Raw genomic sequence first — 17,761 nt, forward strand, 5'->3', positions numbered from 1 at the left:
CTCAGTCTCCCGCAACGAGCGCCGTGATCGCACGCGATTTGGTGCGCGTCTCGCACACGGACCGGGAGAAGTCGCCCGACGACCAGCACAACGACCACATCCGCTCCGCTGACCGGATGGGCTGGGAGCTGCAGGGACCGAGCTACCGCGATCTCGGCAGTGCCTCGCGGTTCGCCACGAAAGAGCGCGTCGACTTCGAGCGGCTGATCACCGATCTCGAGCAAGGCACCTTCGGAGCGTCGATCCTGATGATGTGGGAGAACTCGCGTGGTTCCCGCAGGGAATCGGAGTGGCTCCGGCTGATCGAGCTGGCCGAAGCACGGGGTGTGCGGTTCTGGATCGACGTCCGCGGCCGGCTGATGGACCCGGCGGACCCGCACGACCGCCGAGACCTGGTGCACGCGGCCGCGGACGCGGCGTTCGAGGCGGGGTTGCTCAGCGTCCGCACACGCCGCGGAACGGCGGGCGCTGCACGGGCGGGGCTCCCGCACGGCCGCATCCTCACGGGTTACCAGCGGATCTACGACGAGCGCACCGGCCAGTTCCAGGCGCAGGTACCGCACCCGGAGGAAGGGCCGCTGATCGTCGAGCTCTTCGACCGCGTGGACCGAGGCCACACGCAGCGCTCCATCGCGATGGACTGGGAGCGTCGCGGCGTGACGGACCGCCGCGGCAAGCCCTACCCGCCCGATGCGCTGAAGACGCTGCTGACGAACGAGGCGTACATCGGGGTTCGGATCCACGACCCCGGCCGCACGCCGGGTCGCCGCACGCTGTCCCCGCTCGCCGAGCGGACGCCGGGCGCCTGGCCGGCACTGATCGATCCGGCGGTGTTCTGGCGCGTGCAAAAGCGGCTACGGGACAACGCGGCGCAGACCGCGCGCCCCGGCGGCACCAAGCACCTGCTCTCCGGGCTCGGCGTGTGCCACGTCTGCGACGCGCTGATCCGACGGCGAGCTGGCCGGAAGTACGCCTCTCGGCCCGGGTACGCCGCGCCGGTCACCTACGCCTGCTCGGCCGCGGGTGGCTGCGCTCGGGTGCCGCTAGCGGATCTCGACCGGCTGGTGACTGCAGCCGCGCTGGCCTACCTCGCGGACGAGCGCAACTACGACGCGTTCGCGCAGGCGCGTGAGGGGCATGACGTCGAGCTGGGCGAGATCGCCGCCGAGCTCGAGGAGATCGCTCGGGACCTGGAAGAGCTGCTGACCGAGCGGGACGCCGGGCGTATCAAGCCGGCCAGCGCGGCGCGCGGCGAAGCCGCGTTCGAGCAACGGGCCGAGAGGCTGCGGGCCCGTGAAGCTGAGTTGCTGCGCCCCGCCGAGCTGGCCGGCCTGATCGAGCCCGGTCCGGACGTCGAGGTGCGCTGGAAGACGGCCACGTTCGACACCCATCGGGCGACGTTACGCGTGCTGCTGCGCCCCGAGCACCTGGGCCAGCTGCGGATCCTGCCGATCGGCCGAGGCAACGGCAAGACGCCGACCCGCGACCGCATCCACTTCCACCGCGGTGACGAGTGCCGGACCGGGCCGTGCGCGGCGTGATCGACTTGTGATCCACGGAGGAGTGCCCGGTACGCGATCCGTCCACCTGGGACTCTAACGCTGTCAATGATGCCAGTTGTGCCAGTTGTGCAGGCGTACCAAGGGTTTCCGGCTGCGGTACGGCTTGCGCGAGGTTTCTCGAATGCGTAGCGTTCACGCCATCAACGAAATGCCTGGCTAGCCGAGAGTACGGAATACGGGCCGCCACACGCACCGTGTGGGCGGATGCGGCCACCATCCGCGAGAGCGGGCGAATTCCCAGGGTAGGCACTTGAATGGCGCACCAGTGGTGTGCTGGGCACAAAACGCGGATAGTCCCGTTTTGTAGCGCATTTCTCCTCATTTCAGGGAGAAATTGTGTCCGCCTCTGCAATTCCCGATAACTTGATCAAGGTTGCCGACGCTGCGGCACGTCTCGGTGTGAGCCATCGGACCGTGCTCAACTACATCGACGCGGGAACGCTGCTCGGGTTTCGTGTGGGCCCGCGGATGCTGAAGGTCCGCGCTGCCGACGTTGAGGCGCTGGTGCAGCCCGCCGCCGTAGAGAACTCCGACGCCGAGTTCGTGCGTGACGTCGTCGCTGCGGCCGGGAAGCTTACGGCCGAGGCACGCGCCGAAATTCGCCGGCTGCTTCCGCCGGTCTCCGAGTCTGCTGTGGACGGTGCCGCGTGAACGCCCACGAAGAGCGCCTCACCTGGCAGGTCGTCATCGGCGGGCAGTGCGTCACTCGCACGCGCCCCGCGCACCTCTTGCCCCCGGCTGAGCAGGCCGCGCTCAAAGCGCGGACGCGCGAGCTGCGGGCGCAGGGCCTGTCCTTCCGCCAGATCGTCGAGCGCCTCGCGGAGGAGACCGGCCACCGCAGGAGCTTCGGTTGGGTCCGGAACACCTGCTTGGACACGAAGGGCGCGCGATGAACTCCACCATCATCCACCCGAAGCCCAATCACCCGTGCGAACTGCTGCCCGCGTTCCCGGACGTCGAGCCGGGCGACTTCGCCGAGTTCGGCGACTGCCGCGAGCCGTGGTTCACGGTGAACGTCTACTGCCCCGCTTGCCTGGGCTTTCACTACTTGATGGCCTGGGACGACTGGAATGAGGTGGCCTACCCCGCGACGTTCACCACCGACGTGCTGGGCACCGAGCTGGTGACGAACCTGCCGTGCATCGCGCTGGCCGCCCGCGCCCGGCGGCACACCTGGGCGCGGGTCCGGATCGTGCCTACGACCTATCGTGAGGTGCGCGAGGCCGCGCCGGTGCCGGGAGAGGTGCCCAACCAGCGCCGCGAGATCGACCCCGAGCACGACCGGCGGATCCTCACCGGCGGGCCGGTGCTGTTCAACGCAGGGCCCGCGCACATCGCGCTCGCCTTCACTGCCCGCGTCACGCCGGAGATCATCGCCCTGCGCGCGCAGGCGTCGGCGTTCGTGGACGGGGTGCTGACATGAGCGCCCCGGACCCCGCCTACGTCGCGCGCGGCCTCGAAAAGGCGCAGGCGTACGTCGAGCTGATGACCGACTACCCGCCGCCCGCCGAGGTCGGCTACCCGCAGCGCGGAGAGCACTGTCCCCTCCACTGCCCGTCGCGCGCCATCGCGCCGGGAGTGTGCGCGGGGCACTGCGATGGCGACGGCACCAACTGCACGGGGGAATGATCATGAGCGACTACGACACCGCCGACGTCTACACCTCGCCCGAGGACTATGGCGCCTACGAGACCTGCCACCGCGCCCACGCCGGCGAGCTCGACCCGCTGCTGCTGGCCGACCCCGCGTGGGCGGCCGAGGCACTGGATCGCCTCGAGCACTGCGCGTGCGACGTGACGCAGACGCTGACCTCGAGCCTGGTTGGCTCGTGCGTCTGCTCGACGTGCTCACCGACATGGTCGGTGGATCCGGAGACGGCGGCGGCGATGGCGCGCGGCACGGCCACAGGGATGTTCACCGCGCTCAAGCCGCACTACCGCACCACGCACGACGGCCCGCATGGGTTCCGCCGCGTGGTCTGGAAGCGCTCGCTGGAGCTGTCCCGGCTGCTCGCCCACCCGCCGCTGCGCCTCAGCCCCGGCGAGAGCAAGCGGGACCTCGACTTCGTGCGCTCCCAGGTGGCCGAGCTGCTGGAGCACCTGCGCTTCACGGATCAGGAAGAGGCAGACCGCGCCGCGCTGCGCGCTGCCATCGAGAGGGGAACGGCGTGACCGACAACGTGGTGCGGCTGGTCCAGCCGAGCCCGGCCGCGATGCCGAGCGGCGGGCTCCAGCCTCACCAGCTCCAGGAGACGGTGTTCGTCGAGCGCGTCGCCGACGCGCTGCGCGGCCGGTTCCTCTACACCGACGCGATGGGCTGGCTGGAGTGGACAGGCCAGGTGTGGGTCGGGTGCTCGAACGTGCCCGTGCGCGACGCGGTGCGGCTGTTCATCCGGGAGTTCAGCCGGGCAGCCGCGGTCGACGACGGCAAGTCGCTCGACTTCGGCGAGCTGCTCAAGCGGATCGCCACCCTCAACTCAGCCGCCAAGGTCAACGCGCTGACCGACCTCGCCCGCGGGTTGCTGCTGGCCGACGCCGCGGACTTCGACGTGGACCCCGACGTGCTCAACTGCCGCAACGGCCTGCTCAACCTCGAAACGCTCGAGCTGACCCCGCACGACCCGTCGATGATGGTCACGAAGTGCACGGACGTCGACTACGTGCCCGGCGCCACGTCGCCGGCGTGGGACGCCGCACTGGCCGCGCTCGGCCCGGACGCGAACTTCCGGGCGTGGTACCAGTTGCGCAAGGGGCAGGCGATCACCGGGCACGTCGCCGATGACGACGTGCTGACGTTCGAGTGGGGCGCGGGGTCCAACGGTAAGAGCACGCTCGTGGGCGCGATCAACGCCGCGCTCGGCGACTACTTCACGATGGTGCCGGACAAGCTACTGCTCGGCAGCCCCGGGGACCACAGCACCGAGTGGATGGCGCTGCGGGGCGTTCGGTACGCGCAGGTGGAGGAGCTGCCCGAGGCTCGAACGATGGACGTGGCGAAGCTGCGCAAGCTCGTGGGCACGCACCGGATCACCGCCCGGCAGGTCTACAAGGACAACGAGAGCTTCCCCGCCACGCACACGCTGTTCGTCAACACGAACTTCATGCCCGTGGTGGCCGAGACCGACAACGGCACCTGGCGGCGGCTGTGCCGGATCGCCTTCACCGCGCGGTACCGCACGCCCGGCGATGAGTCCCGCCTCGGCCCGTTCCAGCCCGGGGACGTCCGGGCCGACACCACGGTCCGGGACCGGCTCAAGCGCGGCGAGGGGGCCGAGGCGGTGCTGGCGTGGCTTGTGACGGGCGCGCACGCCTGGTACTCGATCTTCAAGCGGCAGATGCCGCCGATGCCGGCCGCGGTGGTGGCGAGCACGGATACGTGGCGGCTGGAGCAGGACGAGGTGCTCCAGATCTTCACCGAGCTGGTGGAGGCGGTACCGCCCGGTAGCACGCCGGAGACGCCCTACGTAACCGCGAAGGATCTCGTGGCGGCACTGCGCGCGTGGCGCTCAGACCGGGGCTACCAGGGCGTCTGGAACGAGCGGTTGGTGGCCACGCGGTTCGAGACGCACCCGGCCGTCACCAGTAACGGAGTGTGCGCAAAACGGCTGCGCGAAGGCCAGCCCGGCTACGCACGCTCGGTACTGCCTGGGTCGCTGGGCGTGACCGGATGGGCCTCATCGGGCCCGAATGGGCCGACCTCATCGGCGCGCAGCATGGCGTGGCTGGGGCTCCGGTTTAGGGCTTGACGTGGGCTTGGACAGCCTGGCCAGGCATCAAACCAACTTTCCCTATGCGTATTAGTGGCGAAAAGTTAGTTGAGTGCCTGGCCAGGCTGTCCAAGCTCCGCACCGGTGAGCTGGTCGGCTGGAGAAGTCCGCGACAGAGCGTGACGGTGGGCCCCGTGAGAGACGTCGCGGTTGCCGCCGCCGCACGGCGCCGACGGGACGGCAGTCACTGACATTGGCGCACTGACGTAACTGTCTACTTGCGGAACACCAGTTACTATCGGAACGATCGTTCAGGTTGTTTCGGTAGGGGAGCCACCATGTCCGTAATCGTCGATCTTCTGGACCACGTGATCGCCAAGCAGGCCGTGACTCGGCACCCGGGCGCGATCGGTACGAAGGGTGCCTTCGGCAGCGTCCCGCCGATCGACCTCGACGCGCTGGAGTTGCGGGACGAGTACCTGGCGGCGCTCGGTTCGCGGCATGTGGAGCTGGAGGAGATGGTGATGGCCCGGATCGAGCAGCCGGCGCGCGTGCCCCTCGGGCTGTGCGCCTGCGGTCATCCGGTCTCGTGCGAGTTCGACCGGGTGGCCGCCGAGTGCCCCGCCTGCGGGGACTGGCTGCGCCGCGAGGATGCCGTGCACGCGGCCCGGGAGTACGTCACCTCGACCTGGCTCACGGCCGCTGAGATCGAGCAGGAGACGCGTACCTGGGGGACGCCGGTCTCGGCCGGGCGCGTGCGCAACTGGCGCTACCGCGGCCAGATCGGCGCCCGTTCGGACGGGCGCTACCGGCTCGCCGACGTCCTGGCGCTGCTCGACCACCAGGCCGCGCTCACAGCTGCGTGACGACGACCTGTTTGACAGGTGCCTGTCAAGGCCGTAGCGTCACAAATCGAGGCGGAGCCATGCCCCGCCGTTCGAAGCCCTCACCGCCCTGGCTCGGGGACGCGGTGGGGGCTTCGGTCATTCTCCCGGCCCCGCCGACACGCACGGCCTCCTCAGTGCGGCGTGAGGTTCCGGGACCCCTCTCCGGTCGAGCAGCAGCGCAGGCGCTCCTACCCGCCGCGCTGCTGCTCCCGGACCTTCTACGCCCGCGGAGGTGAGCGCCGATGCCGAACGCCGGCAGGAATCACCAGCGCCGCGGCAAGGTTGCCGACAAGGCCGCGCGCCAGGTCCGCGCCTACGAGCTGAGCCTGCGGGGCCACAGCCTGCGCGAGGTCGCCCGGATCATGACGACCGAGGGCATGCGGGTCAGCCACGAAGGCGCCCGCACGCTGATCGAGCTGGAGGCCGCCGAGCGGGTGAGTCCGCTGGCCGAGCAGTACCGCACGCTGCTGATCGAGCGACTGAACGTCTCGCGCCTGGCCGTGCTGAAGGTGCTCGAGCGCGACCACCTCACGATCAGCGACGGCCAGATCGTCCGGCTCGACGGCGAACCGATCATCGATGACGGCCCGGTGCTCCAGGCCGTCGACCGCCTGTTGAAGATCGACACGCAGCTGGCGAAGCTCACCGGCGCCGAAGCCCCGGTGGAGTCCATCGTCTCGGCCACCGTCACCGCCCGCCCCGCCGAGCTGGACGACCTCATCGCTAAGGCGCGCACCGAGCAGCAGGCCGCCGAGCGGGAGCTGGCCGGCGGCTAACGCACGTGTACGGCGATCGGCACCCCGGGTGTGATCAGCAGTTCTACCAGGTTCCCACTCGTCGGCGCTCCGACGATCTCGGCCGAGAGCCAGAACGGCCCGCGTGCCAGCTGCTCGAGGATGTGACTCTGCGCGTGAGTCGGGCTATGCGCCTCGAGCACGCGGTATCGGATGCCGCCGTAGGTGATGTCGACCATGCGCCGAAGTCGCTGCAGGCGTGGTTCCCGTTACGGCGTGGTACCGGACCGGGGCTCGCGTAGCTCCAGCCGGTCACGGGCAGCCATCCGCACGAACTCGTCCGCGCTGTTCTCGTACCGCACCTGACCACCGCCTGGCATCACGATGATGATCCTGTCGGCGCTGCGCACGTGCCATTCGTTGTGCGACAGCGGATCGACGTATTCCCCGGGGACAGGGCGGAAGCGTTCGCTCAACTCCTGTCGGCTGATCTCCAGCGCAGCGGCGATGAGCGTCCACGGCTGGTCGTTGCGGACGCACTCGGCCATCGCGTCGCGCCAGATCTGGCGATCAGACATGTTCGCCATCTGCGCCACCCTGCGCAGGTGCTGCAGATCGGGGTCGGCGTCGGGTGGCAGTGCCGCGTTGTGGCTCATGACCGGGGAGTCGCGTGCACGCCGCCCGGCGTTTCGCTTCAACGATCACGATCGGGGGACAGCGCGTGCGCATCTTCATGTGGTTGGCGGACTACTCCGGCTGCGGTTACTACCGCTGCCTGCTGCCCGGCGCCGAGCTGGCCAAGCGTGGTCACGACGTGATGGCCGACGGTCGCGTGGTGCCGAACGAGGCCAAGAACGGCGAGTGCGACGTGATCGTGGGGCAGCGCATCTGCCTCGAGGGCGCGTCGGTCACCTGGCAGAAGCTCGCCCGTGCCGGCCATTCGAAGCTCGTCTTCGAGACCGATGACCTGCTGACCGATGTGGACCCGAGCAACCGCTACGCCGCGCAGTTCTACGACGCCGACACCGTGCGCCGCTACCGCGAGAACATGGCCGTGGCCGACGTGATCACGGTGACCACTGACCGGCTGGCCGAGCAGGCGCGCGAGATCAACCCGTTCGCGCAGATCCGCGTACTGCCCAACCAGGTGCCGGCCTGGCTGCTCGAGCACGAGCGCTTCGCGCCCATGGTTCCGGGTCTGTTGGCTACCCGATGGACCGGGCCTGTACCTGCGCACCTGGATCCGGAGCAGGTGACGATTGGCTGGCGCGGTGGGCCTTCGCACAGCCGTGACTTCGGCGAGCTGGCCCGGCCGCTGCGGCAGTTCCTGCAGCACCCGGACAACCGCGATCGCGCCGAGCTGCACTGCATGGGGGCGGACTACACGCCGCGGGTAGCCACCCGCCACGGCCGTGCGCGCTGGACCGGCTGGCACGAGAGCGTCGGCGACTTCCTGCGCGCGGTGGACTTCGACCTGGCCGTGATCCCGCTGCGCCCGTCGGCGTTCAACGACGCGAAGTCGGACCTGGCGCTGGTGGAGATGTCCGCGCTCGGCGTCCCGGCCATCGTGTCCGCCGCCGGTCCGTACGGACGCGCGGCGGAAGACGGAGCACCGTGCCGGCTGGCGGCGACGGCGAAAGACTGGACGGCCGCGCTCGCGGACCTGGTGAACGACGCCGAGGCCCGCGTACAGCTGGGGAAGCAGGCCCGGGAGTGGGCGACCGGCCGGACGATCGAGGCCAACGTGCACCGCTGGGAGGAGGCGTACAGCTCATGATCACGAAGTTCAGCGACCTCACCGAAGCGGAGCGGAGCTACCTCGGTGCCGAGGCGCGCATTGCCGCGGGCCGGTGGGAGGAACGCACCGCTCTCGACGACGAGAAGCGGCGAGCGCTCGCCGCGCGCTGGCGGGAGATCGCCGAGGCCATCGAGAACGGCGGCAAGCAGCCACACAGCGTTGAGCCCGGCGGCTACCGGCAACTCCCGGACGGCACGGGATGGGTTCGCGACGATGGCACCGGAGAAGGTGACTGCTAGGCAGTCGCTACAGCGCCACGAGTCTTCGTCATCTTGTACGAGTCAGACTCTGCGCAGTTGTCCCATTTACCAGGCGCGAAGACGGCGAGGGTTTTGCTCTGGCCGCCGATCACGGTCAAATGTCCGTCGGCGCGCACCTCAGTTTTCTTGCCGTCGGCGAACGTGTAGACCGAGAGACCGGCGCGAACCTCGATAGCCATGTGATCAGTCCTCGTTGAGTTGGTGTCACGTAGATCGATATCGTCGCGGCCGCTGTTACAGCCGGAAGGTTGCTCGGCGACGACGCCAGCAGGCTGGGCTGACCCCGGCTACGCGGCGTCGTGTTCGGTCTTGGCCTTCGAGGAGTTCGTGTTCTCGGCGTAGAGCCAGCGAGCGTCCGCAAAGGTGGCGATGGCGTCCGCGTCGCGCGCGGCGCTGTCGTAGATGGACAGAATGCCGGTCTGACTCACCCTGAAGACCTTCCCGGTTTCGTAGGTGTACGTCCTCGCCGGGGTTCGCACGCTGATCGACATCGATGCCTCCGCTTCGTTGGTGCCACGTAGATCGACAACGATGCGGCCGCTGTTACAGCTGGCTGCAGATCCCGGGTCTGCTGCTCGACGGAGCCGGGCAGAGCCCTCGGCCCAGGCTCGCGCACGGGCAGGACGTGGAGGGCACCCGGGATGTTCGACCTCACCGCCTACCTGGCCGGCCTGGATGAGCGGCTGCTGGCCGACCCCGAGGGGCGTCGCGTTCTCACGCGACTGGATCCGCTGCTGTTCGCGCTGACGTATTTGCCGCACCACCTGCGCGGCGCCGAGACCGGGGACGAGATCTCGTTCAGCGAAGCCCATTGCGAGTGGTGCGAGCTGGCGAAGCGGTACGTCCGGCCGATCGCGGCGTGCGAGCCCGGCTCCCTGCGGGACGCCATCGTGGCCCCTCGCGGCTGCGGAAAGAGCACGTGGTGGTTCACGATCATCCCGTTGTGGCTGGCGGCGCACGGGCATCGGATGTTCATCGCGGCGTTCGCCAACTCGGCGACGCAGGCGACCGATCACCTGGCCACGTTCAAGCGTGAGACCGAGCAGAACGCGTTGCTACGGCTGGACTTCGCGGACCTATGCGCGCCGGCGCGGCGAGCCAAGGGCGCCACGGTCGCCGACTCGCAATCGATGTACATGGCGCGCAGCGGCTTCGTGTTCGCCGCCCGCGGCATCGACTCACAGGTGCTCGGCCTGAAGATCGGCACGCGGCGCCCGGATCACCTCATCCTCGACGACATCGAGGGAACCGAGGGCAAGTACTCCCCGGCGCAGAAGGCGAGCCGCCTGGCCACGATGACCGGCGGCATCCTGCCGATGAACAACCGCGCCTCGGTCACGCTGGCCGGCACGGTGGCGATGCCGGGCGCGATCGTGGACGACGTCGCGGCTAAGGCCCGCGGCGAGCAATCCCCGGCGTGGGTCGATGACGAGCGGTTCGTCCCGCGCTACTGGGACGTGATCCAGACCGGCCCGGACGGCGCCGAGCGCAGTCTGTGGCCCGAGCGCTGGTCGATGGAGTGGATCAACTCCGTCCGACACACCCGCAGCTTCCAGTCCCAGTACCGAAACGACCCGATGGCCGCGGACTCGGCGTTCTGGTCCGGAGCGGACTTCGTCTACCGCGACGGCGTGGCGATCACGCACCAGCTGCTGAGCATCGACCCGGCGGTGACGACGCGGGCCAAGAGCGACTTCACCGCGCTGGCGGTGATCGGCGCGTCGGCCCCTGGACCGAAACGCGTGTGCGTCGTCCGCGAAGCCTGGCAGGTCAAGATCCCGCCGGGCGAGCGCCTGCGCGCCCGCGTCCTGGCCATCCTCACGGAGTTCCCGGACATCGCAGGCGTGGTGGTGGAGACCAACCAGGGTGGCGACGTCTGGCTGGCGATCCTGCACGACCTGCCGGTCCCGGTGCGCACCGTCCACCAGGACCGGCCGAAGGAAGTCCGCGCCGGCTCACTGCTGGCGAAGTACCAGCGCGGCCGCGTCCTCCACGAGAAGCGACTGCACCAGGCCGAGGCGCAGATGATCCGGTTCCCGCTGGCCGAGCACGACGACCTCGTGGACGCGATCGGCACCGGCGTCGAGGTGTTCCTGAAGTCCGACGCCCCGCTGCAGCGGGCCACCGCACGGGAAGGGGCGGCATGAAAAGCGATCTCGACGGCGCCCTGGCGGCGATGCGTGGTGCGGATGACGCGTACTGCAAGGCCAAGGCCTACAGCGACGGGCCGGTGGACGAGGTGTTCACCTCCCGCCGCGTGCGCGCGCTGCTGCGCGACGCCGGCGTGTCGTTCCAGACGCTGCTCGGTGACGTCGTCATCGACGCGGTGGCGAACAAGCTCAAGGTCACCGCGATCACCAGCGACACCGATGAGCGCACGGCGCTGATCGCTGCGGTGGACGAGGACAACCTCATGGGCCGTGTCCGGCCCGCGGTGATGCGTCGGGCGCTGCAGCTCGGAGACAGCTACCTGTCGGCTTGGCCGAAGCTCGACAAGGCCGGCGATCCGGTGCCCGGCAAGGTCCGGGTGTCGGTGCACGGCCCACGGGAAATGCGGGTGATCTACGACGAGGACGAGCCGGAGACGCCGCGGCTGGCGATCCAGCGCTGGATCGTGAAGACGCCGCTGGGCGTGAAGCGCGTCCGCGTGGACCTGATCTACGCCGACCGGATCGAGCACTGGATCGCGAAGGGGCAGCGATCGAGCAAGGCCGGAGACTTCCAGCCGTACGCGGCTGACGGCCGGGACGCGGTGGAGGAGAACCCGTACGGCTTCCCGGTGTTCCACTTTCACGGCACGGGGCTGCCGGGCGAGTACGGCACGCCGGAGCACAGATGCTTCTACGGCACGCAGAACAAGTTGCTGAAGCTGGAGATCAGCGACATGGCCGGCGTGGACTTCAACACGCTGCCGCAGCGGGTGGCCCTGCGCAAGCTGGGCATGAAGGCGATGACACCGGACGACCTGGACGAGGACGACTTCGCAGTGTCCGCGGACGGCAAGCGGACGGTGTCGTCCACGGGCGAGGACCGGAAGTCGAAGCTGTCCAGCGAGCCCGGGTCACTCTGGGACCTCGAAGGCTACGACGACGTCAAGCAGCTGGAGCCTACGACCGCGGCCGTCTTCCTGGACCGCCGCGAGGCGTACCTGCGTGAAGGCTCGGTGGCGGCGTCCACGCCGCTGCACATGTTCGACCGCACCGGCCAGATCCCGTCCGGCGAGTCATTGAAGACGGCAAACGAGCCACTGGACGACAAGGCCGGCGACCGGCGCGACGCGTTCGATCCGACGTGGCGGAGCTTCTACGGCTTCGTGCTGAAGATCTTCGGCCACGAGAATGCGCCGGTGTCGATCAGCTGGGCACCGATCGAGTCCACCGACGAGACCACGAAGCTCACCCACGCCAAGCAGAAGCAGGACGTGGGCGTGCCGGTGGGCGTGTCCCTGACGGAGATCGGTTACGACACCAAAGACGTCGAGCGCTGGCTGGACGACGGCGACGGTGGCCTACCGCAGCGGGTGGCGCTGCTGAACCAGCTCGGTGACGCGCTCGGCAACTTCGCCTCGGCGGTGGCGGCCGGGCTGACCGACCAGGCAACGGTGCAGCGGGTGGTCACGAAGCTGATCGGCGACGTGACGGGCCCGGACGATGGCGGCGCCTGATCCGCTGGAGCTGATCGCCGAGCACGACGCGCAGGCGCTGGAGCTCGAGCGCGCGGCCATCACCGCGGCCGCCGGACCTCTGCGCCAGGCGGCGCGGCAGGTGTTCTCGTGGGCGGTGTCCTCGTGGGCGCGGCTGTTCGGCAAGCCGCGGGCGCAGGCGTCCGGGAGCCGGTTCACCGCGCTCACGGCGAAGCTGGCCGCGCGGATCGCGGGCATTCCGGTCGACGCCGGTCCGGTGCTGACCGACTACGCGACCCGTGCGCGACGCCTCGGCGCCGAGCAGGCTCACCGCGAGGCCGGCGCGCGGGTGCGGCCGATTCCGCTCGAGCTGGAGCCGACCACTGTGGCGGCGATCGAGCTGGCGGTGAAGGCGGCTCGTGCCAAGCTCGCCGAGGCGGCAACGCTGGTGCGCGCGGCCGACTCGGGAACGCTCGCCGACGTCCAGCGGCGCATCGCGGCGATGGGCCAGGCTGCGGCGATCATCGAGGCCGCCGCCCGGGACACCGCGAACGGCGAGCTGAACGCGGCCATGAGCATCGTGGCGCAGCGGCTGGACGCTCGGCTGGTGTGGGTGGCGGAGCGGGACGCCTGCGTGTCTTGTCTGGCGCAGGCAGGCCGGCTGATCGTGCCCGGTGGCCACTTCGACTGGCGGCATACCTTCGGAGCCAAGTCGTACCAGCCGAAGGCCTACGACGCCGCCGGGAAGCTCGTGCTCGTCGAGCTCTCCCGGCCGCCACGCCACCCTCGGTGCCGATGCCGGCTGTCGTTGTGGCTCGGGCACGACGAGGCCGCGGCGCTCGCGGTCACACACGACTGGGCCGAGGCCATCAAGGACGCGCAGGCCAGGGGCGATCACGTCGCGGTGGCCGCCGCGCGGAAGGCGGCCGCAGCCGCAGCAGCCTCGGCGGCGTTCGACCTGCCGGGAGCTCTACGCCGCGAGGCGGAGCGCTCGGTGCTCCGCGGTGACGCGCTGCCCTCGGAGTCGGAGAACGTCCGGCTGCAGGCGGCTGACCGGCTACTGACCCGGATCGGGTCCGGCAAGAACTCTCCCGCGCCCTCGGGGTGGCGGGTGCCCGCGTCGGTCAAGGCGCGGGCGGAACGGGCCGTGAAGCGCGGCCAGTTCACCAGGTAGCCCGCTGGCGGGCACATTCGAGGAAGGACGCCGTGATGGCGGAGGAAACCACGACGGAGACCACCACCGAGGAGACCAAGCCCGGCCCGGGCACGGAGACCACGGAGGAATGGAAGCCGCCGACGAAGGCCGAGTACGAGGCGAAGCTGGCCGAGCTCGCGCGTGTGAACGCCGAGTCCGCGGGCCGTCGCGTCAAGCTCAAGGAACTCGAGCAGAAGAACGAGACCGACGCCGACAAGGCCAAGCGCGAAGCGCTGGAGGCCGCGACGGCGCTCTACAAGCCGACCGCCATCAAGGCCTCGGCGAAGTCCGCGCTGCTGGAGGCCGATGCCAAGACGGACCGCGTGGCCGCCTTGGCTGGCCTGCTCGACGTGTCCAAGCTGGACATTGACGACAAGGGCACGATCACCGGCCTCGACGCCGAGGTGAAGCGCGTCAAGGCCGAGTACCCCGAGTTCTTCAAGGCCGAGGGCGAAGGCGAGAAGCTGCGCCCCGGCAAGCTCACCCCCGGCGGCAAGCAGACCGCCGAGACCGAGAAGACCGCGGGCGAGATCATCGCCGCCCGCTACGGCGGCTGACACAGCGCCACCCCCAGCACCACAGAGCAGCCCGTGAGGGCGTCCAACCGCACCCGTGATGGGGAAGCGGTGACTTTCCCTTGTATCCCAACAGAAACGGAGAGCCGTCATGGCTGTCACTTTCACCGGGGCGGGCTGGATCCCGATCGAGACCAACCCCGACGTCATCCAGAAGGTTCAGCAGTCCTCGGCAGTGCTCCGGTGGGGCAACCACGTGCCGATGGGCAGCAACACCAAGTACACGCCGCGCTCGGGCGGCGTCGTCATCGATCGCTGGGCGAAGTCCACCAGTGCCCCCGCCGACAACTCGCCGAACGACTCGGTGCTGCTGAACACCGACAAGTTCGGCGGCAAGGTCGTCGTGGCGGCCGAGGACATGGAGGACTCGCTGGCGTCCATCGTGGACGCCAAGTCCGGCGACGCCGGTACCGCGTTCGGCAAGCTGTTCGACAACGTGACCCTCGGCATCACCGCCGCGAAGGGCACGAGCGGGTGGGGCTTCGACAGCCTCTACTACCTGCTCACCCAGAACGACACCGTCACCGGCTACACCGGCAACGCGAACCTCACCCTGGCCGGCACCGGCGGCATCACCTACGACAACCTCTCGGCGGCGCTGGGGCTCTACGAGGTCGGGGACTTCTTCGACGAGGCCGAGACCATCGTGGTCGCGCACCCGAGCTTCAAGCAGGTGCTGCGCGGCATCAAGGACGCCAGCGGCTCGCCGATCCTGAACGAGTCGTCCAACGGCACGGCCGGCGGCGGCCAGGGCGGCACGCCGAAGCTGTTCGGCTACGAGCTCCAGTGGTCGATGGGCGCGAAGACGTCCGCGGCCGGCTCGTCCAAGCCGACCGGCAACCCGTTCATCGTCTTCGGCAACCGGCAGTACCTGCAGGTCGGCGACCGCACGCAGGGCGAGCTCGCGGTGAACTTCCAGGACACCGAGACCGGCATCGGCGTCGACACGGACGAGAACCTGCTGTACTTCCGCGCCCGCAAGGCGTTCGCGGTGGGCGCGCCGGGTGCGTTCTCGATGCTCGTCAAGAACTGACCGAGCCCGTGACGGGGCCGCGTGGCGAACTGCTGCGCGGCCCCGTTCCCGGAAGGGAGGCGCCATGCCGGACACCTGGGCGAGCGCGGCCGACGTGCTCACCTACACGGGCGAGACGGTCCCCGAGGACGCGATGCCGCGGGCACAGGCCGTCATCGACATCGAGAGCGGCCGGCTCTTCGAGGACGCCGAGCGGATCGGTTCCCGAGACCGGTACTGGCTCAAGCTCGCCACCGCCTATCAGGCCGCGTGGCAGAAGGACCAGCCGGACGAGTTCGTGCGGCTGGACGTCAAGGGCACCGGGTCCGGGCAGGGCTCGCAGCAGGGCAACGACAGCTGGCTGATCCTCGGCCCACACGCGGCGCAGGCGCTGCGGCGAGTGTCGTGGCTCGGCTCCAGTTCGCTGCACGTCCGGGCGCCGGGGGAGTCCCCGCGCCGGCGTGAGCCGACGGGTGAGGACGGCGACCCCGGGACCTGGCGCCCGATCGGAGGCTGACGTGTACGCGATGGCCACCTGCCGGGCGTCGATCTACCGCGGCACCACTCCGTCGGACTTCGGCGACCCGGTGCCGAACAACCTCACCCCGGCGGCCACTGGCGTGCTGCTCGCGGTCGACGAACGCGACACCCGCACCTGGGACCCAGCTACGCAGACCCCGCGCGTCGTGCGTGTGGTTACCGGCACCGTGCCGTCCACCACCGACGTGCTCACCGGCGACCGGATCCGCGATGACCGCAACGGCGTGTTGTACCTCGTGCAGAACGTCACCCGCCCGCGCACACCGGGCCGGGAGCCGGACGTCCTGCTCGAGCTCAAGCGGATCGGCGACGACGGGGGGTGAGCCGTGGCGGACTACCGCGAGGCCGCGGACTGGCGCGAGCAGATCTCCGCCGACGTGCGCGAGCTGTTCGGCCGGCTCGTCGGCGAAGTCCTCGACGACGCGCAGCGGCTTGTGCCCGTCGACACCGGCCACCTGCGCGAGTCGCTGTCGAGTGAGATCAACGGCGACACCGCGCGGATCGGCTCAGACCTGAATTACGCGCTGTACGTCGAGGAAGGCCACCGCGTCGCCTACCGCGGTGCGGACGGCGAGACCGTCTTCACCGGCGACGTGGTACCGCCGCAACCATTCCTGCGGCCGGCGCTCTATCGCAGGCGGGGTGCGTGATGACGGCCCCGTTCCTGTACGCCTCGGACGAGGCGGTGACCTTGGCGTGGCTGGCGCAGCTCGGCGGCCTCTCTGCCGGGATGGTCGGGGAGACACTGCCGCGCGATACGAGCAGCTGGGCGGCGTCCGGCTTCGTGACCGTCGCGGTGGCTGGCGGCGACACCGTGCCCGAGTACCGGCTGGAATCGCCGGTGATGGACGTGCGCGGCTGGGCAACCACGCCGGGTACGGACGCGCCGCCGTGGAACAAGGCGCGCAACCTCGTGCTGAGCGTGCAAACGGGGACCTACCGGCGGGAGCCGTGGTTCGTCCCGCTGCCCGCGTGCAGCGAAAACGCCGTCGTGAAGACGGCTTACGTCCTCGGCAAGCCGAGGCGGGCGTACGGCGACTTCGGCGACTACGCCGTGTACGCGCTGGACCTGATGCTGCATTGGGTCCCGGTCGCCAAGAGCACCCCGTGAGGGGACCGACACCAACCCATCGGGGCCATCCGGTCCCTGTCCACAGTGGAGTGCCTTATGGCTGACACGAGCGGTCTGGTGCCCGGAAACCTCGTCATGGGTCCGGCCCGGCTGTACTTTTACAAGAACGCTTTCGACCCGACGCTGTCCTACGAGCCGGCTCTGGCCGACGTGAACATCGCACCGGCGGCGAGTGCCTGGTACGACGCGGGCATCACGCTCGGTGGTACCAGCGTCAACATCAGCCCGACGTGGACGCCGCTCACCGGTGACCAGCTCGTCGACAAGCTCGGCGCGCGGCTGACCGACCGCGACATCAAGGCCACGGTGAACTTCGCGGAGATGACGCGGGTGAACCTCGCCTACGCGTGGAACATGACCGCCGGCCCGACCGGCGCGGGCTACGCCACGTCCGACCTGAACGCCGGGCAGACCGCGAACCGCGCGCCGTACCGGACGCTGATGGTCGACGGCCTCGGCCCGGACGTCACCGACGGCTCGCGGTCGCTGAAGCGCCGGGTGATCCTGCGCAAGGCGCTGCCCTCGGGTGACACGGCGCTGAACTGGGAAAAGGCGAACCAGCAGGCGCTCGCCGCCGAGTTCCAGACGTTCTTCGTCTCGGAGTCGATCAGTCCGTTCCGGGTGATCGACGAGGTCGAGGCCTGATCCACCACCAGACGCAGCCCCGCTCCGCGCGCACCTGACGGCGTGCGGGGCGGGGCTGCCCCACTTTCCCCTTGTCCCGTCAGGAGGACCGCA

Annotated in this window: 25 protein-coding genes; 21 read left to right on the forward strand and 4 right to left on the reverse strand. The window is 69.7% G+C overall.

From position 1 onward, the window contains the following. Nucleotides 1–23 precede the first annotated feature (23 nt). The 9 genes from OG494_RS43570 (at nucleotide 24) to OG494_RS43610 (ending at nucleotide 6,931) form a co-directional block, all read left to right on the forward strand. A complete protein-coding gene (locus tag OG494_RS43570) occupies nucleotides 24–1,541 on the forward strand; it encodes a recombinase family protein (protein WP_328448939.1) in 1,518 nt (505 codons plus the stop codon). A gap of 357 nt (nucleotides 1,542–1,898) precedes the next feature. Beyond that, nucleotides 1,899–2,213: a helix-turn-helix domain-containing protein gene (locus OG494_RS43575; RefSeq protein ID WP_328448941.1), complete on the forward strand. Its 315-nt coding sequence runs from the start codon at nucleotides 1,899–1,901 to the stop codon at nucleotides 2,211–2,213. After that, on the forward strand, nucleotides 2,210–2,455 hold the full coding sequence (locus OG494_RS43580) for a hypothetical protein (RefSeq protein WP_328448943.1): 246 nt from the start codon (nucleotides 2,210–2,212) through the stop codon (nucleotides 2,453–2,455). Before OG494_RS43575 ends, OG494_RS43580 begins: the two co-directional genes overlap by 4 nt. Continuing rightward, nucleotides 2,452–2,985: a hypothetical protein gene (locus OG494_RS43585; RefSeq protein ID WP_328448945.1), complete on the forward strand. Its 534-nt coding sequence runs from the start codon at nucleotides 2,452–2,454 to the stop codon at nucleotides 2,983–2,985. The genes OG494_RS43580 and OG494_RS43585 overlap by 4 nt, the downstream gene beginning before the upstream one ends. Next, the gene (locus OG494_RS43590; protein ID WP_328448947.1) at nucleotides 2,982–3,191 is read left to right on the forward strand and encodes a hypothetical protein; all 210 of its coding nucleotides are present in this window, start codon (nucleotides 2,982–2,984) and stop codon (nucleotides 3,189–3,191) included. Before OG494_RS43585 ends, OG494_RS43590 begins: the two co-directional genes overlap by 4 nt. A gap of 2 nt (nucleotides 3,192–3,193) precedes the next feature. Beyond that, the gene (locus OG494_RS43595; RefSeq protein ID WP_328448949.1) at nucleotides 3,194–3,733 is read left to right on the forward strand and encodes a hypothetical protein; all 540 of its coding nucleotides are present in this window, start codon (nucleotides 3,194–3,196) and stop codon (nucleotides 3,731–3,733) included. Then, on the forward strand, nucleotides 3,730–5,307 hold the full coding sequence (locus OG494_RS43600; protein ID WP_328448951.1) for a DNA primase family protein: 1,578 nt from the start codon (nucleotides 3,730–3,732) through the stop codon (nucleotides 5,305–5,307). The genes OG494_RS43595 and OG494_RS43600 overlap by 4 nt, the downstream gene beginning before the upstream one ends. 299 nt (nucleotides 5,308–5,606) lie before the next feature. Continuing rightward, a complete protein-coding gene (locus tag OG494_RS43605) occupies nucleotides 5,607–6,134 on the forward strand; it encodes a hypothetical protein (protein WP_328448953.1) in 528 nt (175 codons plus the stop codon). 263 nt (nucleotides 6,135–6,397) lie between these two features. Beyond that, on the forward strand, nucleotides 6,398–6,931 hold the full coding sequence (locus tag OG494_RS43610) for a hypothetical protein (protein ID WP_328448955.1): 534 nt from the start codon (nucleotides 6,398–6,400) through the stop codon (nucleotides 6,929–6,931). On the opposite strand, the gene OG494_RS43615 is transcribed toward OG494_RS43610, so the two are convergent. After that, nucleotides 6,928–7,128 (reverse strand): hypothetical protein, encoded by a 201-nt coding sequence (locus OG494_RS43615; protein WP_328448957.1) that lies wholly within the window; start codon nucleotides 7,126–7,128, stop codon nucleotides 6,928–6,930. The two genes, OG494_RS43610 and OG494_RS43615, sit on opposite strands and share 4 nt — an antisense overlap. 30 nt (nucleotides 7,129–7,158) lie before the next feature. Further along, the gene (locus tag OG494_RS43620) at nucleotides 7,159–7,545 is read right to left on the reverse strand and encodes a hypothetical protein (RefSeq protein WP_328448959.1); all 387 of its coding nucleotides are present in this window, start codon (nucleotides 7,543–7,545) and stop codon (nucleotides 7,159–7,161) included. Between the two features lie 65 nt (nucleotides 7,546–7,610). On the opposite strand from OG494_RS43620, the gene OG494_RS43625 reads away from it, so the two are divergent. Further along, entirely contained in the window at nucleotides 7,611–8,666 is a 1,056-nt protein-coding gene (locus OG494_RS43625) for a hypothetical protein (RefSeq protein WP_328448961.1), read from the forward strand. Continuing rightward, nucleotides 8,663–8,926, forward strand: a complete 264-nt coding sequence (locus OG494_RS43630; protein WP_328448963.1) for a hypothetical protein — start codon at nucleotides 8,663–8,665, stop codon at nucleotides 8,924–8,926. The genes OG494_RS43625 and OG494_RS43630 overlap by 4 nt, the downstream gene beginning before the upstream one ends. On the opposite strand, the gene OG494_RS43635 is transcribed toward OG494_RS43630, so the two are convergent. Next, nucleotides 8,923–9,126 (reverse strand): hypothetical protein, encoded by a 204-nt coding sequence (locus OG494_RS43635; protein WP_328448965.1) that lies wholly within the window; start codon nucleotides 9,124–9,126, stop codon nucleotides 8,923–8,925. The two genes, OG494_RS43630 and OG494_RS43635, sit on opposite strands and share 4 nt — an antisense overlap. A 108-nt stretch (nucleotides 9,127–9,234) precedes the next feature. Further along, the gene (locus tag OG494_RS43640) at nucleotides 9,235–9,375 is read right to left on the reverse strand and encodes a hypothetical protein (RefSeq protein WP_328448967.1); all 141 of its coding nucleotides are present in this window, start codon (nucleotides 9,373–9,375) and stop codon (nucleotides 9,235–9,237) included. A gap of 213 nt (nucleotides 9,376–9,588) precedes the next feature. Between OG494_RS43640 and OG494_RS43645 the strand changes: the two genes are divergently transcribed. The 10 genes from OG494_RS43645 to OG494_RS43690 all read left to right on the forward strand — a co-directional run bounded on the left by OG494_RS43645 (nucleotide 9,589) and on the right by OG494_RS43690 (nucleotide 17,668). Further along, nucleotides 9,589–11,094 (forward strand): hypothetical protein, encoded by a 1,506-nt coding sequence (locus tag OG494_RS43645; RefSeq protein WP_328448969.1) that lies wholly within the window; start codon nucleotides 9,589–9,591, stop codon nucleotides 11,092–11,094. Beyond that, nucleotides 11,091–12,611, forward strand: coding sequence for a hypothetical protein (locus tag OG494_RS43650; RefSeq protein ID WP_328448971.1), 1,521 nt, complete (start codon nucleotides 11,091–11,093; stop codon nucleotides 12,609–12,611). The genes OG494_RS43645 and OG494_RS43650 overlap by 4 nt, the downstream gene beginning before the upstream one ends. Next, a complete protein-coding gene (locus OG494_RS43655) occupies nucleotides 12,598–13,743 on the forward strand; it encodes a hypothetical protein (protein ID WP_328448973.1) in 1,146 nt (381 codons plus the stop codon). Before OG494_RS43650 ends, OG494_RS43655 begins: the two co-directional genes overlap by 14 nt. A gap of 35 nt (nucleotides 13,744–13,778) precedes the next feature. Further along, a complete protein-coding gene (locus OG494_RS43660) occupies nucleotides 13,779–14,321 on the forward strand; it encodes a phage scaffolding protein (RefSeq protein ID WP_328448975.1) in 543 nt (180 codons plus the stop codon). 109 nt (nucleotides 14,322–14,430) lie between these two features. Further along, nucleotides 14,431–15,372 carry a phage major capsid protein gene (locus OG494_RS43665; RefSeq protein ID WP_328448977.1) on the forward strand — a complete coding sequence of 314 codons (942 nt, stop codon included), beginning with the start codon at nucleotides 14,431–14,433 and terminating at the stop codon, nucleotides 15,370–15,372. Nucleotides 15,373–15,436: 64 nt separating this feature from the next. Further along, on the forward strand, nucleotides 15,437–15,868 hold the full coding sequence (locus tag OG494_RS43670) for a hypothetical protein (RefSeq protein WP_328448979.1): 432 nt from the start codon (nucleotides 15,437–15,439) through the stop codon (nucleotides 15,866–15,868). Between the two features lies 1 nt (nucleotide 15,869). Beyond that, nucleotides 15,870–16,214, forward strand: coding sequence for a hypothetical protein (locus OG494_RS43675; protein ID WP_328448981.1), 345 nt, complete (start codon nucleotides 15,870–15,872; stop codon nucleotides 16,212–16,214). A gap of 3 nt (nucleotides 16,215–16,217) precedes the next feature. Next, nucleotides 16,218–16,541, forward strand: coding sequence for an HK97 gp10 family phage protein (locus OG494_RS43680; RefSeq protein WP_328448983.1), 324 nt, complete (start codon nucleotides 16,218–16,220; stop codon nucleotides 16,539–16,541). Continuing rightward, a complete protein-coding gene (locus OG494_RS43685; RefSeq protein ID WP_328448984.1) occupies nucleotides 16,541–17,002 on the forward strand; it encodes a hypothetical protein in 462 nt (153 codons plus the stop codon). The genes OG494_RS43680 and OG494_RS43685 overlap by 1 nt, the downstream gene beginning before the upstream one ends. 57 nt (nucleotides 17,003–17,059) lie before the next feature. Further along, a complete protein-coding gene (locus OG494_RS43690; RefSeq protein ID WP_328448986.1) occupies nucleotides 17,060–17,668 on the forward strand; it encodes a hypothetical protein in 609 nt (202 codons plus the stop codon). The last annotated feature ends 93 nt before the right edge of the window (nucleotides 17,669–17,761 follow it).

Origin of the sequence: Amycolatopsis sp. NBC_00438 (assembly GCF_036026695.1) — a bacterium.
Taxonomy (GTDB): Bacteria; Actinomycetota; Actinomycetes; order Mycobacteriales; family Pseudonocardiaceae; genus Amycolatopsis.

Excerpts from the sequence above, each read along its gene's own strand:
- OG494_RS43685 (WP_328448984.1), top strand. The coding sequence starts at position 16,541 with ATGACGGCCCCGTTCCTGTACGCCTCGGACGAGGCGGTGACCTTGGCG.
- OG494_RS43635 (WP_328448965.1), bottom strand. The coding sequence starts at position 9,126 with ATGGCTATCGAGGTTCGCGCCGGTCTCTCGGTCTACACGTTCGCCGAC.
- OG494_RS43585 (WP_328448945.1), top strand. The coding sequence starts at position 2,452 with ATGAACTCCACCATCATCCACCCGAAGCCCAATCACCCGTGCGAACTG.
- OG494_RS43620 (WP_328448959.1), bottom strand. The coding sequence starts at position 7,545 with ATGAGCCACAACGCGGCACTGCCACCCGACGCCGACCCCGATCTGCAG.
- OG494_RS43650 (WP_328448971.1), top strand. The coding sequence starts at position 11,091 with ATGAAAAGCGATCTCGACGGCGCCCTGGCGGCGATGCGTGGTGCGGAT.
- OG494_RS43615 (WP_328448957.1), bottom strand. The coding sequence starts at position 7,128 with ATGGTCGACATCACCTACGGCGGCATCCGATACCGCGTGCTCGAGGCG.
- OG494_RS43610 (WP_328448955.1), top strand. The coding sequence starts at position 6,398 with ATGCCGAACGCCGGCAGGAATCACCAGCGCCGCGGCAAGGTTGCCGAC.
- OG494_RS43655 (WP_328448973.1), top strand. The coding sequence starts at position 12,598 with ATGGCGGCGCCTGATCCGCTGGAGCTGATCGCCGAGCACGACGCGCAG.
- OG494_RS43595 (WP_328448949.1), top strand. The coding sequence starts at position 3,194 with ATGAGCGACTACGACACCGCCGACGTCTACACCTCGCCCGAGGACTAT.
- OG494_RS43670 (WP_328448979.1), top strand. The coding sequence starts at position 15,437 with ATGCCGGACACCTGGGCGAGCGCGGCCGACGTGCTCACCTACACGGGC.
- OG494_RS43630 (WP_328448963.1), top strand. The coding sequence starts at position 8,663 with ATGATCACGAAGTTCAGCGACCTCACCGAAGCGGAGCGGAGCTACCTC.
- OG494_RS43665 (WP_328448977.1), top strand. The coding sequence starts at position 14,431 with ATGGCTGTCACTTTCACCGGGGCGGGCTGGATCCCGATCGAGACCAAC.
- OG494_RS43645 (WP_328448969.1), top strand. The coding sequence starts at position 9,589 with ATGTTCGACCTCACCGCCTACCTGGCCGGCCTGGATGAGCGGCTGCTG.
- OG494_RS43690 (WP_328448986.1), top strand. The coding sequence starts at position 17,060 with ATGGCTGACACGAGCGGTCTGGTGCCCGGAAACCTCGTCATGGGTCCG.
- OG494_RS43660 (WP_328448975.1), top strand. The coding sequence starts at position 13,779 with ATGGCGGAGGAAACCACGACGGAGACCACCACCGAGGAGACCAAGCCC.
- OG494_RS43605 (WP_328448953.1), top strand. The coding sequence starts at position 5,607 with ATGTCCGTAATCGTCGATCTTCTGGACCACGTGATCGCCAAGCAGGCC.
- OG494_RS43590 (WP_328448947.1), top strand. The coding sequence starts at position 2,982 with ATGAGCGCCCCGGACCCCGCCTACGTCGCGCGCGGCCTCGAAAAGGCG.